At 59.8% G+C, this 17,082-nt stretch carries 15 protein-coding genes and 1 pseudogene; 5 read left to right on the forward strand and 11 right to left on the reverse strand.

The features are described from left to right. Window positions 1-4: 4 nt before the first annotated feature. Complete coding sequence (locus tag DWQ09_15995) at window positions 5-1,183, reverse strand: hypothetical protein (protein KAA3626529.1); 1,179 nt, start codon at window positions 1,181-1,183, stop codon at window positions 5-7. 6 nt (window positions 1,184-1,189) lie between these two features. Then, the gene (locus DWQ09_16000; protein KAA3626530.1) at window positions 1,190-1,459 is read right to left on the reverse strand and encodes a hypothetical protein; all 270 of its coding nucleotides are present in this window, start codon (window positions 1,457-1,459) and stop codon (window positions 1,190-1,192) included. Window positions 1,460-1,707: 248 nt separating this feature from the next. Between DWQ09_16000 and DWQ09_16005 the strand changes: the two genes are divergently transcribed. From DWQ09_16005 to DWQ09_16025, 5 genes are all read left to right on the forward strand, one after another. After that, window positions 1,708-1,911, forward strand: a complete 204-nt coding sequence (locus tag DWQ09_16005) for a cold-shock protein (protein ID KAA3626531.1) — start codon at window positions 1,708-1,710, stop codon at window positions 1,909-1,911. Window positions 1,912-2,044: 133 nt separating this feature from the next. Continuing rightward, window positions 2,045-2,560: a hypothetical protein gene (locus DWQ09_16010; GenBank protein KAA3626532.1), complete on the forward strand. Its 516-nt coding sequence runs from the start codon at window positions 2,045-2,047 to the stop codon at window positions 2,558-2,560. 71 nt (window positions 2,561-2,631) lie between these two features. Further along, window positions 2,632-3,291 carry a TetR/AcrR family transcriptional regulator gene (locus DWQ09_16015; protein ID KAA3626533.1) on the forward strand — a complete coding sequence of 220 codons (660 nt, stop codon included), beginning with the start codon at window positions 2,632-2,634 and terminating at the stop codon, window positions 3,289-3,291. After that, window positions 3,291-4,352 carry an efflux RND transporter periplasmic adaptor subunit gene (locus tag DWQ09_16020; protein KAA3626534.1) on the forward strand — a complete coding sequence of 354 codons (1,062 nt, stop codon included), beginning with the start codon at window positions 3,291-3,293 and terminating at the stop codon, window positions 4,350-4,352. The genes DWQ09_16015 and DWQ09_16020 overlap by 1 nt, the downstream gene beginning before the upstream one ends. A gap of 1 nt (window position 4,353) precedes the next feature. Continuing rightward, window positions 4,354-7,431 (forward strand): AcrB/AcrD/AcrF family protein, encoded by a 3,078-nt coding sequence (locus tag DWQ09_16025; protein ID KAA3626535.1) that lies wholly within the window; start codon window positions 4,354-4,356, stop codon window positions 7,429-7,431. A gap of 10 nt (window positions 7,432-7,441) precedes the next feature. Here DWQ09_16025 and DWQ09_16030 read toward each other — a convergent pair. From DWQ09_16030 to DWQ09_16070, 9 genes and pseudogenes are all read right to left on the reverse strand, one after another. Continuing rightward, a pseudogene (locus DWQ09_16030) lies at window positions 7,442-7,718 on the reverse strand (type II toxin-antitoxin system HicA family toxin). Between the two features lie 184 nt (window positions 7,719-7,902). Next, window positions 7,903-9,354, reverse strand: coding sequence for a methyltransferase (locus DWQ09_16035; GenBank protein ID KAA3626536.1), 1,452 nt, complete (start codon window positions 9,352-9,354; stop codon window positions 7,903-7,905). Between the two features lie 262 nt (window positions 9,355-9,616). Continuing rightward, a complete protein-coding gene (locus DWQ09_16040; protein KAA3626537.1) occupies window positions 9,617-10,411 on the reverse strand; it encodes a hypothetical protein in 795 nt (264 codons plus the stop codon). Next, on the reverse strand, window positions 10,411-11,793 hold the full coding sequence (locus DWQ09_16045; GenBank protein KAA3626538.1) for a sigma-54-dependent Fis family transcriptional regulator: 1,383 nt from the start codon (window positions 11,791-11,793) through the stop codon (window positions 10,411-10,413). The genes DWQ09_16040 and DWQ09_16045 overlap by 1 nt, the downstream gene beginning before the upstream one ends. A 4-nt stretch (window positions 11,794-11,797) precedes the next feature. Continuing rightward, a complete protein-coding gene (locus DWQ09_16050; protein ID KAA3626539.1) occupies window positions 11,798-13,138 on the reverse strand; it encodes a PAS domain-containing protein in 1,341 nt (446 codons plus the stop codon). Window positions 13,139-13,495: 357 nt separating this feature from the next. Further along, the gene (locus DWQ09_16055) at window positions 13,496-14,647 is read right to left on the reverse strand and encodes a porin (GenBank protein ID KAA3626583.1); all 1,152 of its coding nucleotides are present in this window, start codon (window positions 14,645-14,647) and stop codon (window positions 13,496-13,498) included. A gap of 66 nt (window positions 14,648-14,713) precedes the next feature. Continuing rightward, window positions 14,714-15,241, reverse strand: coding sequence for a hypothetical protein (locus tag DWQ09_16060; GenBank protein KAA3626540.1), 528 nt, complete (start codon window positions 15,239-15,241; stop codon window positions 14,714-14,716). Between the two features lie 29 nt (window positions 15,242-15,270). Then, on the reverse strand, window positions 15,271-15,555 hold the full coding sequence (locus DWQ09_16065) for a hypothetical protein (GenBank protein KAA3626541.1): 285 nt from the start codon (window positions 15,553-15,555) through the stop codon (window positions 15,271-15,273). Window positions 15,556-15,697: 142 nt separating this feature from the next. Beyond that, window positions 15,698-16,993 carry a hypothetical protein gene (locus DWQ09_16070; protein ID KAA3626542.1) on the reverse strand — a complete coding sequence of 432 codons (1,296 nt, stop codon included), beginning with the start codon at window positions 16,991-16,993 and terminating at the stop codon, window positions 15,698-15,700. Between the last annotated feature and the right edge of the window lie 89 nt (window positions 16,994-17,082).

The raw sequence follows: 17,082 nt of genomic DNA on the forward strand, positions 1-17,082 counted from the left end.
TCAGTCAGATGAGGTTCGCCAGCTGCCGGCGATAACGATCAGCGTTGCGCTGCATCCGTTGTCTGACTGCCTGCCAGGGGTGCGTGTCGGCAAGCGGACACTCCACCAGCGCCCGACACAATCGCAGGGTATCGCCGACGTCGTCGAGATGGACGAATTCCGGTGCCGGTCCGTTCGCTTTAACGCAATCCGGTCCCCCCTCGAATCCCTGATTGTGGTAGTTGCCCAGCGGCACCGAGATCCCCACGGTAGGGATTTCCCAGGCCATCGCAGCACTCGCCTCGCATGCGCCGCCGTCCATCAAGCGGCGCTGATGGCGCTTGGGCAGTATCTTGGCCGCCATCTCTGTCAGTTGCTGCAGCGCGGTGGCCGAGAACACAGTACGCCGATCACCGAGGCGCACAACCGGCCCTTTACCGATCTCTGCACCCGGCAGGGTGCGCGACGCTTCCAGACTGACCGCCAACAGCGGCCGGCGCGCACGCTCCAGCCAGCCCAGTTCCAGATGACGTATCGCGCCGACATAACCGACCTCCTCGCCGCGGGTCAGCAGACCGATGAACGGGGCAGGCGATTTACGGCGAGTGGCATGGATCTCCCGCGCCATCTCGACAATGACATGCACGCCCACCAGATCGTCAGCGACACGCGTGTGCAGCCGCTTGCCACTCCGCCATACCGGCGCTCTGAAGTCCAATCCACCGAAGATCCGGGTGGCGCGGCCGGCGTGCTGCTCCAAAGCCGGATCATTCACGCGAATCTCGGCGCGCTCCAGCGAGCGGCCGCTTTTTGCAAGTTGCGTTGCGATGATGCGGCCCTCGCCCAGCTGAGCAGTATCGGAGGCAAGCCACACGCGGGCGCCCCTGAGGTGACGCACGGGACCGCCGCCATACCAGCGTACTGCCAGAGTGCGCTCATCGCGCCAGCGCAGACCATGAAACCCGGGATGATCCATATGCGCGATGAAGAAGCGCAGCGGTTCGGCGACAGATGATCGCACCAGCGCCCGGTACTCGCGCGCCGATCGCACCCCCACCACGCGGTTGCCATGGGGATCGGTGAAGAACGGGACCCTCTTCTCGCTGAGTTGTCGCTCCACCTCAGCCGCGACCCACATTTCGCGAAAGGGCGCCGTGGGCTGTCCCAGCAAACCAAGCAAACGCCCGAGAGCGTCGCGCTCCATGTAGCCCTACTGCTGCTTGCGGGGAGTAAAATGCATCTTGACCGGATTACCCTGGGTCGGGCACTCGCCACTTGAACAGGGCGTCGGCGCCGGCAGCGGTTCGTTGCCGATCCGTCGCGCCCGTTCACCCTCAACTATCCACTCCAGTCGGAAGGGCTCGACCTCCTCCGAAGGAAAAGGTATCACCATCCCCTCGTCGCCCAGGTTTTCAAGCACCTGGTAGGCCTCACCCTGCAACAACACCACATCACCCGGAACAAACTGTACTTCAGTCACGCCATAACCTCCCTCAAAATTGATCGGCAAACAGCCGAATGGGTTACTACTGAAGTCAAGCCTACATCAACAACCGCTTATTCCTGAACGATTAAAAAACAATTGGTTGACTTGGGGGGAGTATCGTATAGTTCTTGCGCGGCAGTTTAAGGTCGTTGACGTTTTGGTTGGTCCCCGCTGTGTCGCCTCCGAACATCTCACCTCGTATCTGCCCGGATAGATCCTTTTTTTCTTGGTTAGGAATAGTTATGGCAACTGGTACCGTTAAGTGGTTCAACGAATCTAAAGGCTTCGGCTTCATCACCCCCGACAATGGCGGATCCGACGTGTTTGTACACTTCAGCGCCGTCCAGGCTCAGGGTTTCAAGACTCTGGCGGAAGGCCAGAAGGTCACTTTCGAGGTTCAGGACAGCCCCAAGGGCCCGCAGGCGAGCAACGTCGTTCCGGCGTAAACCCGTTTTTCGCGAAGTACCTGATTATCGAGAACCCCGCCCGGTGCGGGGTTCTTCTTTTTTGAACGGGCGGTTTTCCGCACACGCCGCGACAATGGCTATACTGAGTCCCATACTCCATTGGGATCGCCTCATGCCGGCACGCAGCTCCCTGCTCTCAACTTGCGCTCTGCTGGCGCTGGCGACGATGGCCAGTGCCCATTCCCAGTCGTCCGTAGCGCCGCCGGCTCCAGCTGCCAAGCACACGGCGAAACACCGTACGGTTAGCGCCCCGAGCTATCAGATCGATACCGAATCCGGCGCGGTGCGCTTCGGCGACGGGCGGCAGGGACGACGCCCGCCTACCGGTCGGACACAAACTGGCAATCCCCAGGGTGCGGCGGGCGGAGCGGATGCCGAAACCGTTGATACTGCCAAACAGCGCATCCCGCGGACACTCCGCCACCGCGAACGTGCGGTTGGTCGATCAGACTATCGTCCTCTCGCCAATCCCAACCCAGGGGTGACCATCCATCGCGCGACGGTAACACCGTCACCGAGTGGCCAATCGGGGGATAAGCCACCCACCAAACACAACGGCAGTAGTGGTTTTGCGAACAATGCACCCGATACTTCGGCAACGGAGACCGATCAACCGACCGCTAAATGATTCCACAGCGGCGTCTTGTCATTACCACACTGGCCAACTAAGCTACTGACCGATTGGTCAGCGGACAACCCATGCCTACCACAACCCCCCTTGAGGCAGTCACGCCTGCCGCGCGCTGCCCCGGTGCCGAACGCATCTTGGCCGCGGCGCGCACCCTGTTTGCCCAGCGCGGGCTGAGCGGCGTCTCTATCCAGCAGATCGCGGATGCCGCTGAGGTCAGCAAGGCCAACGTCTTCCATCACTTCGCGACCAAGCAGGCCCTCTATCGCGCCGTGCTCGAGGAGGCCGCGGAGGAGTTTCGCCAGTTGCTCGCGACGCTCTCCAGTCAGACCACGGCAAGCGGTCTCAGTGAATTTTCGCTTCGGCACCTGATTCAACTGCTGCAAGATCCGGGCACCACCTGGCTGTTTTTGCGTGCGCTCTCCGATCCCCAGCCCACCACCCAGCGCCGCTTGGCCGAAGAGATCGCCAGCGAAGTCATGATGGCTGTTATCAGCGCCATCGATGAGCTGCGCAATGCCCATGTAGTGCCCCGACAAAGCGAAACGACGACATTGGCAATGACCCTGTTGGGGGCCAACCTGTTCTACTTTCAACTGCACAACATTCTGCCGAAACTCGGAGACCACCCTGCACTGCGCACTCCGCAGGCCTTTACGCGGAGCGTTACGCAACTGCTCGTTGGAGCTGCCCACCCGGACTCGGCTCCCCTAAAGAAAGCGAAACCTTGATGACCATCAAACCCGCCATCGTCCCGCTGCTGATCGCCACTGCAACCCTGGCCGCAATCGGCCCTGGCAGTGCCGCTGACGACAAGAAACCAGTCACGGTCCAAGGACCGCCTCCGACCAGCGTCGAGGTAGCCATGGTGACAACCGGCAACGTCACTGCAACCATCACCGCCGTAGGCACGCTGCAGGCAGACGAATCGGTGGTGATCAGGCCTGAAATAGCCGGGCGCATCGCGCAGGTCGCCTTCAGCGAAGGCCAGCCGGTGGAGGCGGGGGCGCTGTTACTGCGCCTCGACGACTCCATCGCACGTGCCGAACTCGACCAGGCGGAAGCCGACCTGAGTCTGGCCAAGAGCAACTACGACCGCGCGCTGGATATCTTCCGCAAAGGCTCGGGCAGTGCCCGCTCACGCGACGAGAGTCTCGCTGCATTGCAGGCCGATACCGCGCGCGTTGCTCTCGCTCATGCCAAGCTCGAAAAAACGCGCATCGTCGCCCCCTTCAGCGGCCTGTTGGGATTACGCCAGGTGAGCGTCGGCGAATACGTGACACCAGGTCAGGCGATCGTCAACCTGGAGGATGTGGACCCGGTGAAGGTGGATTTTCGGGTACCCGAGATCTTCCTCGCCAGGTTGCGCACCGGTCAGCCGATCCAGGTTCAGGTGGATGCCTACCGCGGTGAGGTATTCGAGGGTGAGGTTTACGCGCTGGACCCGCGCATCGACGCCCAGGGTCGCAGCGTGGCACTGCGCGCGCGTATCGCCAATCGGGAGGGCAAACTGCGCCCGGGGCTATTCGCCCGCGTCTCGCTGGTCACCGAGCAGCGCAGCGATGCGCTGTTGATCCCCGAGCAGGCCATTTTCGCCCGCGGCGCCGAGAGCTTCGTCTATGTGGTGCGTGAGGACAAGGCGATGCTCACACCAATCGCGCTCGGCCTGCGCCAGGGCGTTCAGGTCGAGGTCGTGAAAGGACTCAACGGCGGCGATCAGGTGGTTAGCGCGGGCCATCTGAAACTGCGCGACGGCGCGCCGGTGCGCGTGGTCCCTGCACAGGATTCCTGACATGGTCATCTCCGAGATCTGCATCCGTCGTCCGGTCTTTGCCACCGTGCTGAGCCTGCTGGTACTGCTCGTCGGCCTCATCGCCTACGATCGCCTGTCGGTGCGCGAATACCCCAACATCGACCCCCCCGTGGTCACCGTGCAGACCACCTACAAGGGCGCCAGCGCCGAACTCATCGAGGCGCAGGTCACGCAGGTGATCGAAGAGTCGCTGGCCGGCATCGAGGGCATCGATGTAATGACCTCGAACAACCGCTCGGAGTTGAGCCAGATCACCGTCAATTTCAAACTGAACCGCGATCCCGACAGCGCCGCCAGCGACGTGCGCGACCGGGTCAGCCGGGTACGCGGCAAGCTGCCCGCCGAGATCGACGAGCCGGTGATCCAGAAGACCGAGGCCGACGCCCAGCCGATCATCTACCTTGCCTTCTCCTCCAGCCGCCACGACGCCATGGAGGTAACGGATTACGCCGACCGCTACGTCAAGGAGCGTTTGCAGAACCTGGCAGGCGTGGCGCAGGTGATGATTTTCGGCGACCGCACCTACTCCATGCGCCTGTGGCTCGATCCCACGCGCATGGCCGCCTACCACGTCACGCCGCAGGATGTGGAAAACGCGCTGCGTCGTCAAAATGTGGAAGTTCCGGCCGGGCGCATTGAAAGTGCGCAGCGGGAGTTCACCGTGCTTTCGGAAACCGATCTGCGCACCCCCGAGCAGTTCGCCAACCTGATCCTGCGCGAGGAGAAAGGCTACCTGGTGCGCCTCAAGGATGTCGGGCGGGCCGAACTCGGCCCCCTCAACGAACGCCGCAACGTGCGCTTCAAAGGTGAACTCGCCGTGGCCTTGGGTGTGGTCAAGCAGGCGACCGCCAATCCGCTCGACGTTTCCCACGCGGTGCGCGACGAGCTCCCCACCATTATCCAGACTCTGCCCGACGGGATGCAGGTGGAGATCGCGCATGACAAATCGGTCTTCATCGAGAAGTCGATCGAGAACGTCTACACCACCATCGCCGAAGCGGTGGTACTGGTGGTACTGATCATTTTCCTTTTTCTGCGCTCGCTGCGCGCGGTAGTGATCCCGATGGTCACCATACCGGTCTCACTGATCGGCGCCTTTGCAGTGATGTACGCCTTCGGCTTTACCATCAACACGCTGACGCTGCTGTCGCTGGTGCTCGCCATCGGCCTGGTAGTGGACGATGCCATCGTCATGGTGGAGAACATCTTCCGCCACATGGAGAACGGCGAGCCGCGGGTGCGCGCCGCCTTCGCCGGTTCGAAAGAGATCGGCTTTGCCGTGCTGGCGATGACCTTGACCCTCGTAGCAGTCTACGTTCCGGTAGGGTTCATGGGCGGTACGACGGGCAAGCTCTTCACCGAGTTCGCATGGACCCTGGCGGGCGCGGTGCTGGTGTCCGGATTCGTGGCACTGACACTGACGCCGATGATGTGTTCGCAACTGCTGCGCCACCAAACCCAGCACGGTGTCGTCTATCGCATCATCGAGAGATCCCTGAGCGGTATCACCCGTGGATACCAGCGCCTGCTCACCGTCGGTTTGCGGCTGCGCTGGCTGATGGTGGCCGTGGGTATTGCCGTCTTCGCCGCAGGCATTCCGCTTTATCAACAACTCGCCGAGGAACTCGCCCCGGTCGAGGATCAGGGCACCATCTTCGTCGTCTTCCTCGGTCCCGAGGGCGCCACGCTCGACTACACCGACCGCTATACACGCCAAGGTGAGCGCATCGTGGCGAGGATACCCGAGGTCAACCGCTACTTCGTGGTCTCCGGGTTCCCCACAGTTTCGCAGGGCCTGATGTTTGTGAAACTGGTGCCCTGGGAAGAGCGCACCCGCAAACAGCAGGAGATCGCCCAGGAACTGCGCGGCAAACTATGGGGCGGTATCCCCGGTGTCATGGCCTTCGCCAGCAATCCGCCGCCGCTCGGCCAGAGCGTGCGCTCCAGCCCCCTCGACCTGGTGATTCAGGGCTCACGCCCCTACTCCGAGCTGGCCGAATACGCCGAACAGATCATCGCCAAGGGATTGGAGCAACCCGCCTTCAACAACCTCGACAGCGATCTCAAGCTCAACAAGCCGCAGCTGCGCATCACCATGGATCGCGACAAGGTGGCCGACATGGGCTTGTCGGTCGAAGAGGTGGGACGCACGCTGGAGACGCTGTTTGGCGGGCGTCAGGTGACGCGCTTCAAGCTCAACAGCAAGCAGTACGATGTGATGGTGCAGGTGGCCGACGTGGATCGCGCCGATCCGCAGGCGCTGAGCGAGGTCTACGTGCGTGGCCGCCAGGGCGAGATGGTGCAGCTCGCCAACCTGATCCGCGTCGAGGAGACGGTCGCACCCAAGGAGCTCAACCACTTCAACCAGATGCGCTCGGCCACCATCACCGCACGCAGCCTCAATCCCGGCTACACCCAGGGCCAGGCGATCCAACAGCTCGAAGCGGTTGCCCGCGAGATCTTGCCACCCGATGTGCGCATCGACTACGCCGGCATCACGCGCGAATTCAAGGAATCGAGCGCCAGTCTTGCCATCACCTTCCTGCTGGCGCTGGGCTTCATTTACCTGGTGCTCGCCGCCCAGTTCGAGAGCTTCGTCGATCCACTGATTATCATGGTCACCGTTCCGCTCGCCATGACAGGCGCGCTGCTGGCACTGTATCTCAGCGGCGGCACGCTCAACATCTACAGCAAGGTCGGTCTGGTGACGCTGATCGGACTGATCACCAAGCACGGCATCCTGATCGTGGAGTTCGCCAATCAGCTGCAGGAACAGGGCCGCGACAAGATCTCTGCGGTGATCGAATCCGCGGTGTTGCGACTGCGCCCGATCCTGATGACCACCGGCGCCATGACCCTCGGCGCCGTGCCACTGGCCATTGCCACCGGTGCCGGCGCGGAGAGCCGCCAGCAGATCGGCTGGGTCATTGTCGGCGGTATCCTGGTGGGGACCTTCTTTACGCTGTTCGTGATCCCGGCAGTCTATACTCTGATGGCGCGGCGCAGGATCGCCAAATCCGAGAGTGTGGCAACGAGCACCGCTGTCGAGAGTTCTTGAGTGTTGAACACTAGTCCGTGCTTTCGTATTGCGAAGGGATCACCTTGGCACGCGCCGGGTACTCGCGCAGATGCCCGATGTGTTGCCGATTGAGCACACTGGTGTGATGCGGCCGATGTAACACCGCTTCGACACCGTCCGACCCCAAAAGGCACCGTGGTTCCGGAGTGCGATTTCAACGCTGCACCGGGGTGGTGCAGCAGCGACTCCACCTCGCGCCAATGGATGTTGCCGCTGATGGGATCGGTAAAGATTGCACACGGCGGATTGCGATGCTTGTGACTCACGGGAGCTACGTTCCTTTCGGCACGAGACGACGGGCAGGAAGAAAATCAGAGGAGAACACACCCGGATTCTCGCCAACCCCTGTTAGCTATAGTTTTGCGTTGCTCGGATCAGTCCTGGAATAGAGGGATGGTTGCGAATATCAGCGTCAATTGTGCTCTGACCCGGGCTTTTGCACCTACCACCCTACTCCAGCAAACCATAACGCGCGAACTGTTCCAGCCAGTGCGTTTTCTCTGCCGACGCCGAAGGCGGCGTTCCAGCGAGCGAACGCAAGAATTTGTGCATCGACGCGTCGAGCGTAAACGCCTCGTGATGCAGCGTGGTTACCTGAGCTTCACCCGCGTCGATCTGCTCCCTTGCCAACGCATTCGGTCTGGGAGCTACCGTTGAATTGCGCCGATGGTGAAACGGCGCGAGACGTGCGCGCACCGCGCCGCGCGTGAACAGCGCAAACCACTCCGCAAACAGCTCCCCGCTCTGCGCAACGTAGCGTTCGCCACCCTCGGCGACCAACCGCTGGGAAGCTGCCGGCAACAGGTCGTTCATCCGCACGGCGTCGGGATAGCGGGTGCACAGTTCCACAAGGGCGGCCTTGGTAAGTGGATGCTCAACGTCGAAGGATTCACCGTCCGGGCGTCTGAAGGGGATTCGCTTCGCCTTGCGCAGATCGAGTTTGGCGGGCGGCACGAGATCCGCAAAGAAGGCGAACTGCGTGAAGGCGTCAAGATCGATCCCCTCGCCCAGCTGCGCGTCGTCGCGCACCAGCAGGCTGCGGCGCAGGTTGCGCGCCCGCACGAAATCGAGCCATTGCCCGAGCGTGATGGCATCGTCGATATCGGCCAGCGCCGCTTCCGCCGCATCGCCCAGCAGTTGCGGGAACTCGGTGTGCAGTTCGGCATCGCACAGGTAGGTCAGTTGATGCCGCTCGGCTGCGGCGAAGAAGTCGCTGAAGAGAAAGGCGGTGTTGTTCTCCGCCAGGTATTCGTGCAGCAGGTAGCTGTCGGGGTTGTCCAGTAGCACAGGTATCTCGGCGCGCAGGTAACGGGCACTCAACGCACCCAGATCGCCCAGCGCCGCCTGTAGTCGCGTCAGCCCCGCCCGCACCGCCCGGGCCTTGGCGCAAGGCGTATCGCCCGTACGCGCCGCGTAGAGCGCGATATCGCGCAGCATGCCGCGCATACGCCAACCTGGCAGGGTGTTGTAGCTGATGTAGGCAACGCCGTTTACCGACAAACGTGCCCGGCACAGGGCGAGCAGCGCTTCGCGCACCGACTCCGGCACCCAGGAATAGACGCCATGGGCAATGATGTAATCGAACTCGCCCGGATCCTCTTCGCCGAGAATGGCGAGATCACCCTGGCGCAGATCGATGTTGCCCAATGCCAGGGACGCGATGCGCCGCTGACCCTGCAGGATCTGCTGCGCGGAGAGATCGATTCCCACGAATCGCGCATCGGGCAGGTAGAAGGCCATGGGGATGAGATTGCCGCCGCTGGCGCAGCCCAGTTCCAGAACCCGCGCGCGCTGTGGATCGGGCGTCTCCAGGCCGTAGAGCCGGCCCAGCACCGCCAGGTGTTCAGGATGGGTTTCGCGGATCGGCAGGCTATCGTAGGGAACGACGTCGTAGGCATCCATGGCGGCGGCTCAGTAGCTAGCGGTCCTGGAATTCTGCAACAGCACCACGCGTTTGGATACAACTCCGAATAGGGCGAGGTGGTAGTGTCAGAGCAGCCTATCTTGATACGATGGCAAACCTCGCCTGAAATCCACTCTCGGTACCGTCAAGCTCCAACTCGCTGTCAATTCGACGGATACTGGACAATCCCCAGTGGAACCCCGCAACGTCCAGCGCTGCAGCTGAGGCGGGCCGTATACCCACCATGCGTCCAGCTATGGTTCAGCGTTCGGTGACCACCAACGGCAAGGGTCTCGGACTCGCATCCCTGGGCCCCTTGATAGACACCACCAGGCGTGAGGCGGTAGGGCTGGGCCCGTATCCTGGTGAGTGCGTCACTGCCCACAGCTTCACCGAATGCTCGCCTTTTTTCAGCGATGCCTGGATACGCACCGGCTTCCAACTGCCCGATGGTTCGCTTTCAAGCAACAATTGGTTATCAACACTTAGCTGCATTGCCATTGACGTTCCCACCGCAGAGCCACCCGCTCGCGCGGGCTTGGGAAGGAGGACGAAGTCATACGGTCCATCCTCATCGAGCAACATGGTGCCAGTGAGCAGCACTCCAACATCCGAATACCGGGCCGGATCCTGATACGCTGAAAAGATGCCCGACGGCAAATCGTAGTGCGACGGATCGAAACTGACGGCATCGTTAAAACCAATTTTTCCGCTGCTCGACGGAGCGGTAGGCGGCGGCCCATCCCTATCCAGCGCAGTGGTACTCAGATAGTAGGCGACGGTGACTTCACGGACCGTCGTGGCAGGTGACACACGCTGACTACCCAGCGGCCTGCTCAGCGCTGAATCCGGAGTAACAGGGCCGGCGGGGAGCGCATCGGGGCCATCCTTGGGCAACCCTCGATCCGACAGAATATTCATAATCATCTCTACCTGGCGCTCCAGTCGTTGTAGACGATCCTCGGTATCGCCGGCAGTTGCCCCGTCAGGTGCCGACAGCGCCAGCAGTAGCATGACACCGCCGCTACCTAAACCGCGCATGGTTCGCAAGCTCATCATCCCTCCAGCCCGTAGCGCTTGATCTTGCGCCACAATGTCGATTTGTCTATGCCGAGAATTTCCGCCGACAATGCTTTGTTGCCCTCTGTTTCGCGCAGCGTCTTCTGGATGAAATAGGCTTCGATCTCATCGAGGCTTTGCGGCGGGATATAGTCCAGCGCGCGCCCCTGCACCGTCTTCGCCGAATTCAGCTCCGGGGGCAGGACATCGACATCGATCATGTCCCGCTCCGTCAGGATTATCATGCGTTGAACGAGATTCTCCAGTTCACGGACATTGCCCGGCCAATCATAGCGCAGCAGCGACCCGAGCACCTGGGTTGTGATTCCCTTGACGTCCTTTTGAAACAGGCGCGCAAACTTATTGAGGAAGTAGTGCGCAAGCAGAGGAATGTCGTCCCGCCGCTCGCACAGTGGCGGGATCACGATCTCCATGACCTTTAGACGGTAGAACAGATCCTCGCGAAACTCTCCCTTTTGTATCAGTTCGGGTAGCGGCCGATTGCTTGCAGCCAATACCCGCACACTGACCTTGTGCAGTTCTGTGTCGCCCATGGAGTAGTAGCTGCCATCCTGCAGAACCCGCAGCAGTTTCGCCTGCAGCGGCAGGGATGCGTTGTTGATCTCATCGAGGAATATCGTGCCCCCGTCGGCCGATTCGAACAGCCCGGGCTTGTTCCGGTCTGCCCCTGTAAATGCCCCCTTGCGATGACCGAAGAGTTCGCTCTCGATGAGGTTCTCCGGTATCGCGGCGCAATTGATGGCCACGAATGGTCTCTCGTTGCGCTTGCTTTGTAGATGTATCTGCCGCGCGACGAGCTCTTTGCCGCAACCGCTCTGTGCCGAAATCAATACGCTGCAATCATAGGCCGCTGCCGAGTCGATCAGGCGACTCACCGACTCCATGGCCTGCGAGCGACCTATCAGAGTGTTGCTTTCGGAATAGATGCGGTTTTGCGCGCGCAGCCGCTGGTTTTCCCGACTCAGTTCATAGTGTTCAAGCGCGCGCTCAACCGTGCAATAGAGCTCCACATTGTCAAATGGCTTGCGAACATAATCGTAGGCACCGATCTTCAGCGCCTGAATCGCCGATTCCACCGTAGCGTAGCCGGTTATCACCAGCACCTGGGTCATCGGATCATGATTCTTTGCGAATTTAAGCACCTCTATGCCGTCGACGCCGGGCATGCGAAGATCTGTGATCACCACCGCTACTTCATGATTTTCGAGGTAGTCCAGCGCAGTTTGTGCGTTGTCGACGGCGATCACATCCGCGTTCAGACCCTCCAGAACGCTGACTACCAACTCGCGCATGTTCGCGTCATCTTCGGTGACCAGAATGGTTGCCCGATCACTCGTGCGTGACGCGAAAGCATTCATGAGTTCATCCGGTGCCTGCAAGGTAGTGCCCCCCTGACCGAACCGCGGGCAGTTTGATGATGAATCGCGCGCCATCCTGGAACTCGGGATCGTATTTGATGAATCCGCCACGTTTGGACAACATCGCCTGGCTGATCGACAACCCGAGTCCGCTTCCGCTACCTACCTCCTTGGTGGTGAAGAAAGGGTCGAATATCCGTCCGCGCATATCCGATGCCACCCCGGGTCCGTTGTCCTCGATCGTAATCTGTACAAACCCGTGGTCATCCAGACCGGTTCGCATCGTGATGCGCGGTGCCGTTACCCCCTCGATGGCGTGGACCGAGTTGAGCAGCAGATTGGTCAGTACGATGTCCAGTTGGCCGCAGTCACCCTCGGCCACGAGATCACCTTGTGCCAAGTCGAGAGACATATCGATGTTGTAGCGCTTCATACGGCAACTGATGAATGTGTCGATCAATTCCTGAATCAGACCATTGATTTCACAGGTATCACCATGGCACTGCTCCTTGCGCGCGTAATTGAGCAGATCCTGCACTATCCTCGAACAGCGTTTGGTTTCGTCGCTGACCACGCGTGCGTAGCGAATCAGTTTTTTCTTATCATCCAGTTTCTCTTGGATAAGCTGTGAGTACCCGAGAATGTTGCCCAGCGGCGTATTCAGCTCATGTGCCACGCCCGCGGCCAACTGGCCCATCGCGACAAGTTTCTCGCGCATGGCCATGCTTTCCTGCAGCTGTCTGTACTCTGTCATATCCTGCAGAATGAGCACTGCACCCATATCGCTTTCACTGGCGCTGATGAAGGCCATATTGAGTGAGAACCAGTGCAGCTGTCCGTTGAGCTGAAGTGCGATTTCCTGGTTGCAGACCTGAAGCTTGTAGAGAAAGGCGTCGCGCAGGATCTCGCGGTCCCCCTCGGAAAGCTGCAACAAATCGAAAAGGCTTCTGCCCACCAACTGCTCTTGCGGGCAACCGAACAGCTCCTCGGCTTTCTTGTTGACCGTAGTGAGTCTCAGATCATCGGCAACGCTTAATAGAACCCCGGGAAGACTTTGCAGGATCGCCTCTATCTTGTTGCGCTCATTGAGCACCCTCCCCTGACATTCCTCGACCGTACGGAACATCGTATGCAGGGTGGTTATCATCGTGTTGTAATCGTCGATAAGGCCCGAAATAAAGCGTCCGCTTCCCCCGGCCTGCGCAACCGATTCGAGCTTACCTTCCTGCGCTTCCCTTATATGTCGACGCAGCTCGCGAAGGCGCCCCCTGCTGCGTATCTGAAGTACAGCCAGCACCAGCGAAAAACCGAGGAGTGCGACGATGACGATCAGGTCAAACTGCATTAGCGGCCTACCAGATAAGCTTTGACAGAGCTGCCAGGGTATGAATCCTGAAGGCAGTGTCACAAAATGGTGCACACTCCGACCTCATGCGCAGCGGTGGTTCGAGGTCATGAATCGGCGTTCAATCAACTACTTCGTTCGCGGTACCTATTCTAAGGCGTCGAGACCAATTGCGGACAGATATTTTCTGCTAGTGAATTGGTATCGATCGGTTGCTACACCGAGTTTCCCGTTTTTTGAATCGGCATACCCCCCAGATACGTCGACATGGCAGACCAATCAGGCCATTAAAACCGTAGTGGCCGTACCCGAATTCGGGTACGGCCACTACGCAGAATGGCATCGTCCTGCAACCGCCTAGAAAATAAACTGCAGCCCCAGAGTGGCCTGATTGTAATCCTGGAGCGCAGGATTGCTGGGGTGTTCCCTGTCAAAACTGACATCAGCATACTCAAACGAGACCTTCAGCTGTTGACCGTGGATGTAGTAATTGAAACCTATGCTGTTCCAGGTATTGTCGTAATAGCGGGAGGTGCTCGCATAGTCAGAATTTTCATGCCGATAAAAGAACTGCAATCGACCCGGGCCCACGTTACCGGGAAGCATATATCCAGCCTTCAGATAATACGCCTCCAGTTCGCTGTTTTGCGGCAGTTCGGGATCGGGATCCTGGTTGATCGCGTTACCGGCACTGTAGTCGAAGTAGGCCGCAGAGGCGGTCCATGTACCGCCGCTGACGGTGGGGTACTCCATGAATACATCTGCCGTCCAGGCCGAATAGTCCTGGGCGTCCCGGCGGTTGGTGAAATCGGCATAGGCGGCGTTTGCCTGAAAATCGTAACCAATGCCGAAAGTAAGCACCTTCTGTGTACCAAGGTACGTGCCGCGGTACCCGTAATCATACTCAGGATCCCATAGCGACCAGTGCGCGCGCGCGGTAACGCGCGGTGAGTCTTTGGCCACGTTGTTGGATTCTCGGCCATCTGACAGCATGACGCGGTACTGAAAGCTCGCATCAGCGAGATTACCCCACATGGCTATACCGGTATCGCGTGTACCTCCAAAAGGTGTATAGCTGATCACTTCCGCCCGATCGATGGTCAGCGGTTCGAGACATGCCTCGAGGTTTTCGCGTGAAAAAGTGTTTTTAAAGCGCCCTACGATGAAACGCATTGCATCGCTTTTATCGTAGGTGATGTAGGCGTCGCGATAGAATACCGATCGATCGTCCACGCCATTGCGACTGTCGCCGTTGGCTTCGAGCTGAGCGTAGAAACCAATGGAATCGTTGTACTGACCCGAGAGTGTCACCCGGTTGCGCCGCAGAAATGTATCCCATCCGTCGGCATTATTGGTGGCCGACCTGAAGTCGCGGTACTGCATCCAGGTCTGTAGCGCGTAGTTGATAGTGATAAAACCCTGCTCCCCGAAGGGAATGGTTGGGCCCGCATGTACGGGAAGCGCTGCCATCCCCATGACCAGCGTCGCGGAGCCGAGTACCGTTTTCATCAGACCGCCCTCACCGGCGGTGCCGGTTGTCCCACTGCCGGGTTGTTTCTCTTTATTTGTCATGACCTATTTCCCCCCACTTTTAGCCTGATACGCCTTCGCCAATTCATTGACATCAGTATTTCGGTGGCAACTGGCGCACGCCTGATCCAGATTTGTCAGCGGATTCGCCAGCATATTTGTATGGGCCAACGCCTCCTTCATCAGACGTGGATTGCCCTGATGACATCCCGCACAAGAGTTGTTCACGCTGCGATGATCCGTGTGCCAGCGATCGGACTCGGCATCCATTCCCGGCGCCACCGCACGATTGCCGTTATGGCATTTGAAGCAGCTGGATGCGCCCAGCCCGCAGGCGTTGGCGGGCCGGATGATGTTGAACGTGACGCGATGATCACCGCGATCATCGTTAAGCGCCTCTGCGCCCCACCCCGGAGCAGCATGCTCAGCGGAACCCCCAACGGCCGCCTGCTGCGAGAGCGTCGATTCACCTTGCATGATGCCCGCCACCAAAGTGATGACCCCCAGCGCAAACACTCCAATCAGCATACGGCGCATCAGGTGCGTTACCCGCAAGAATCGGTTGATGGACATGCTTATCTTCTCCTCATTGTTGATGCAAATCAGTCATGGCGATCCTGAGCATCGTCACTCGCCGGTGCTACGCGCATGCTTTCTTCAAGTCGGCGGCGCTCTGCTGCCTTTATGTCCTGTTCACTGATTCCGTTGACGCCGCACATGCAGACCGGGCCGCGTCGGTACTTGAGCCGCTGAGACGGCGTCGGTTTTCCGTCGACACCTGGTGCTACACTCTTCGCCTCCGCGCTATGCACAGCTGAAACCGGCGATACCCCCAGTGCCGAGAGATAGAGCAGCACGATCACCATCGGTCCCAAAATGCGTTGCATGCTCCGGTTTCCGCAGATACTCCCCTCGAAAATATTAGGCATTTCGTGTGCCAACTTGCTTTTATTGCATGCAATCAGAAGGTTGTGGCTTATGCGGTGCTTCCCTGCTGATTGCATAGCCCGACGCACACATCTCGCAGACTCAATTTGCAATCGCCTCCACCGCCTGACGTGCCATCACGATATCGAAACTGGCACCCTCGGCTGCGCTTAATGCGCTACGGATGGTTGCCTGTGTCGACGCCGGTACCTGTTCACCCTGTCCCAGCATGTAGCGAAATACCCGCGCATAGTGCTCGCGCGGATGGACCTTCAATCGCAGTTCCACCCATCCTGTCCAATCGGCAGGCAGCTCCAGCGGCGCTTCCAATGAAAACTGACCGCCGGACGGAATTCGTGTATCGAATCGCTCCGTGGTTAGCTGCACATCGACGTGCCAGCCGATAACACCGCGTGTCAACTCGATGGGATCGTGATCGTGCGCCGCCACCAAATACAGAATGGCGGTCACCTTGGGCACCATGTAGGTCGGAAAATGGTGTCCCGCCCCCCTGTTAACGAGTGTCGCGCGCACGTATGCCACTCCAGAGCCCGATCGACGCACATCGAGGTCAACTTCCAAAGCCTGCCGTATCAGCGCTGGATCGTGAACGCCTCTCCAGAGATGGCGTCGTTCCGGCATATGACAGGATTGGCAGGTACGCCCCTCGCGCGCATGGGTGCTGGCACTCCACTGGGCATAAGTATCCTCGTGCAACTTGCCGTTCAAGCGCGGGCCGTCGTCGGGAAACTGGTGGCAGGTGGCACAAAACAGACTATCCCTGAAAGCCGTGGCGCTCTCGAATCCTCCGTGGGGTGTTTCAGCACTCTGAATCCTCTCCTCCCCGGGTGGGGGGCCGTAACGGCGATGCTTTCGCACATGACAGGCGGCACAGACCAGCCCCTGCTGCGCAAGATCCGCGGGCACATAGTCGGGGGGAGGTGCGGCCGGTGCGTTGGGCCAGTCCCGCGACCGAGCCACCAGGGCCTTCTGTTCGGCCAACGGAGCATGGCAACGCAGACAACGATTGGCTTCGGCGGGCGCCATCAGATCGAACTGCCACTGAATTCCCGGTCCCATGGTTTGATGATGCAGGCTGGAGGACCAGTCGCGATATTGATCCGTGTGGCACTGGCCGCAATCGCCGGGGGCCAGGGAAGCCTCCACGGGAGTGAATTCCGCCGGTGGATCACCCTGCGGCGCCAACGGATGCTGCCAGTGGGTATCCAGGAATTGTCGCACGCTGGACTGTGTGGTCCGCGATCGGGATGAATCGACCAGCAGCCAAACAGTCACGCCTACCACGACTGCCAACAATATGCCTGCCGCCAAGCGCTGCTCAATGCGCATGGATGCCTCCCCGAGCACTGGGCACCGACCAACCTGAAAAAACTTCATTGCGTGACATTGCCAGGCACCATCGGAAAATAGATCACCTCATTCTCACGTACAGCTATCGCAATGAACAGTCATGCCCATCGGTAAAA

The organism is Pseudomonadota bacterium (assembly GCA_008501635.1).
Lineage (GTDB): Bacteria > Pseudomonadota > Gammaproteobacteria > QQUJ01 > QQUJ01 > QQUJ01.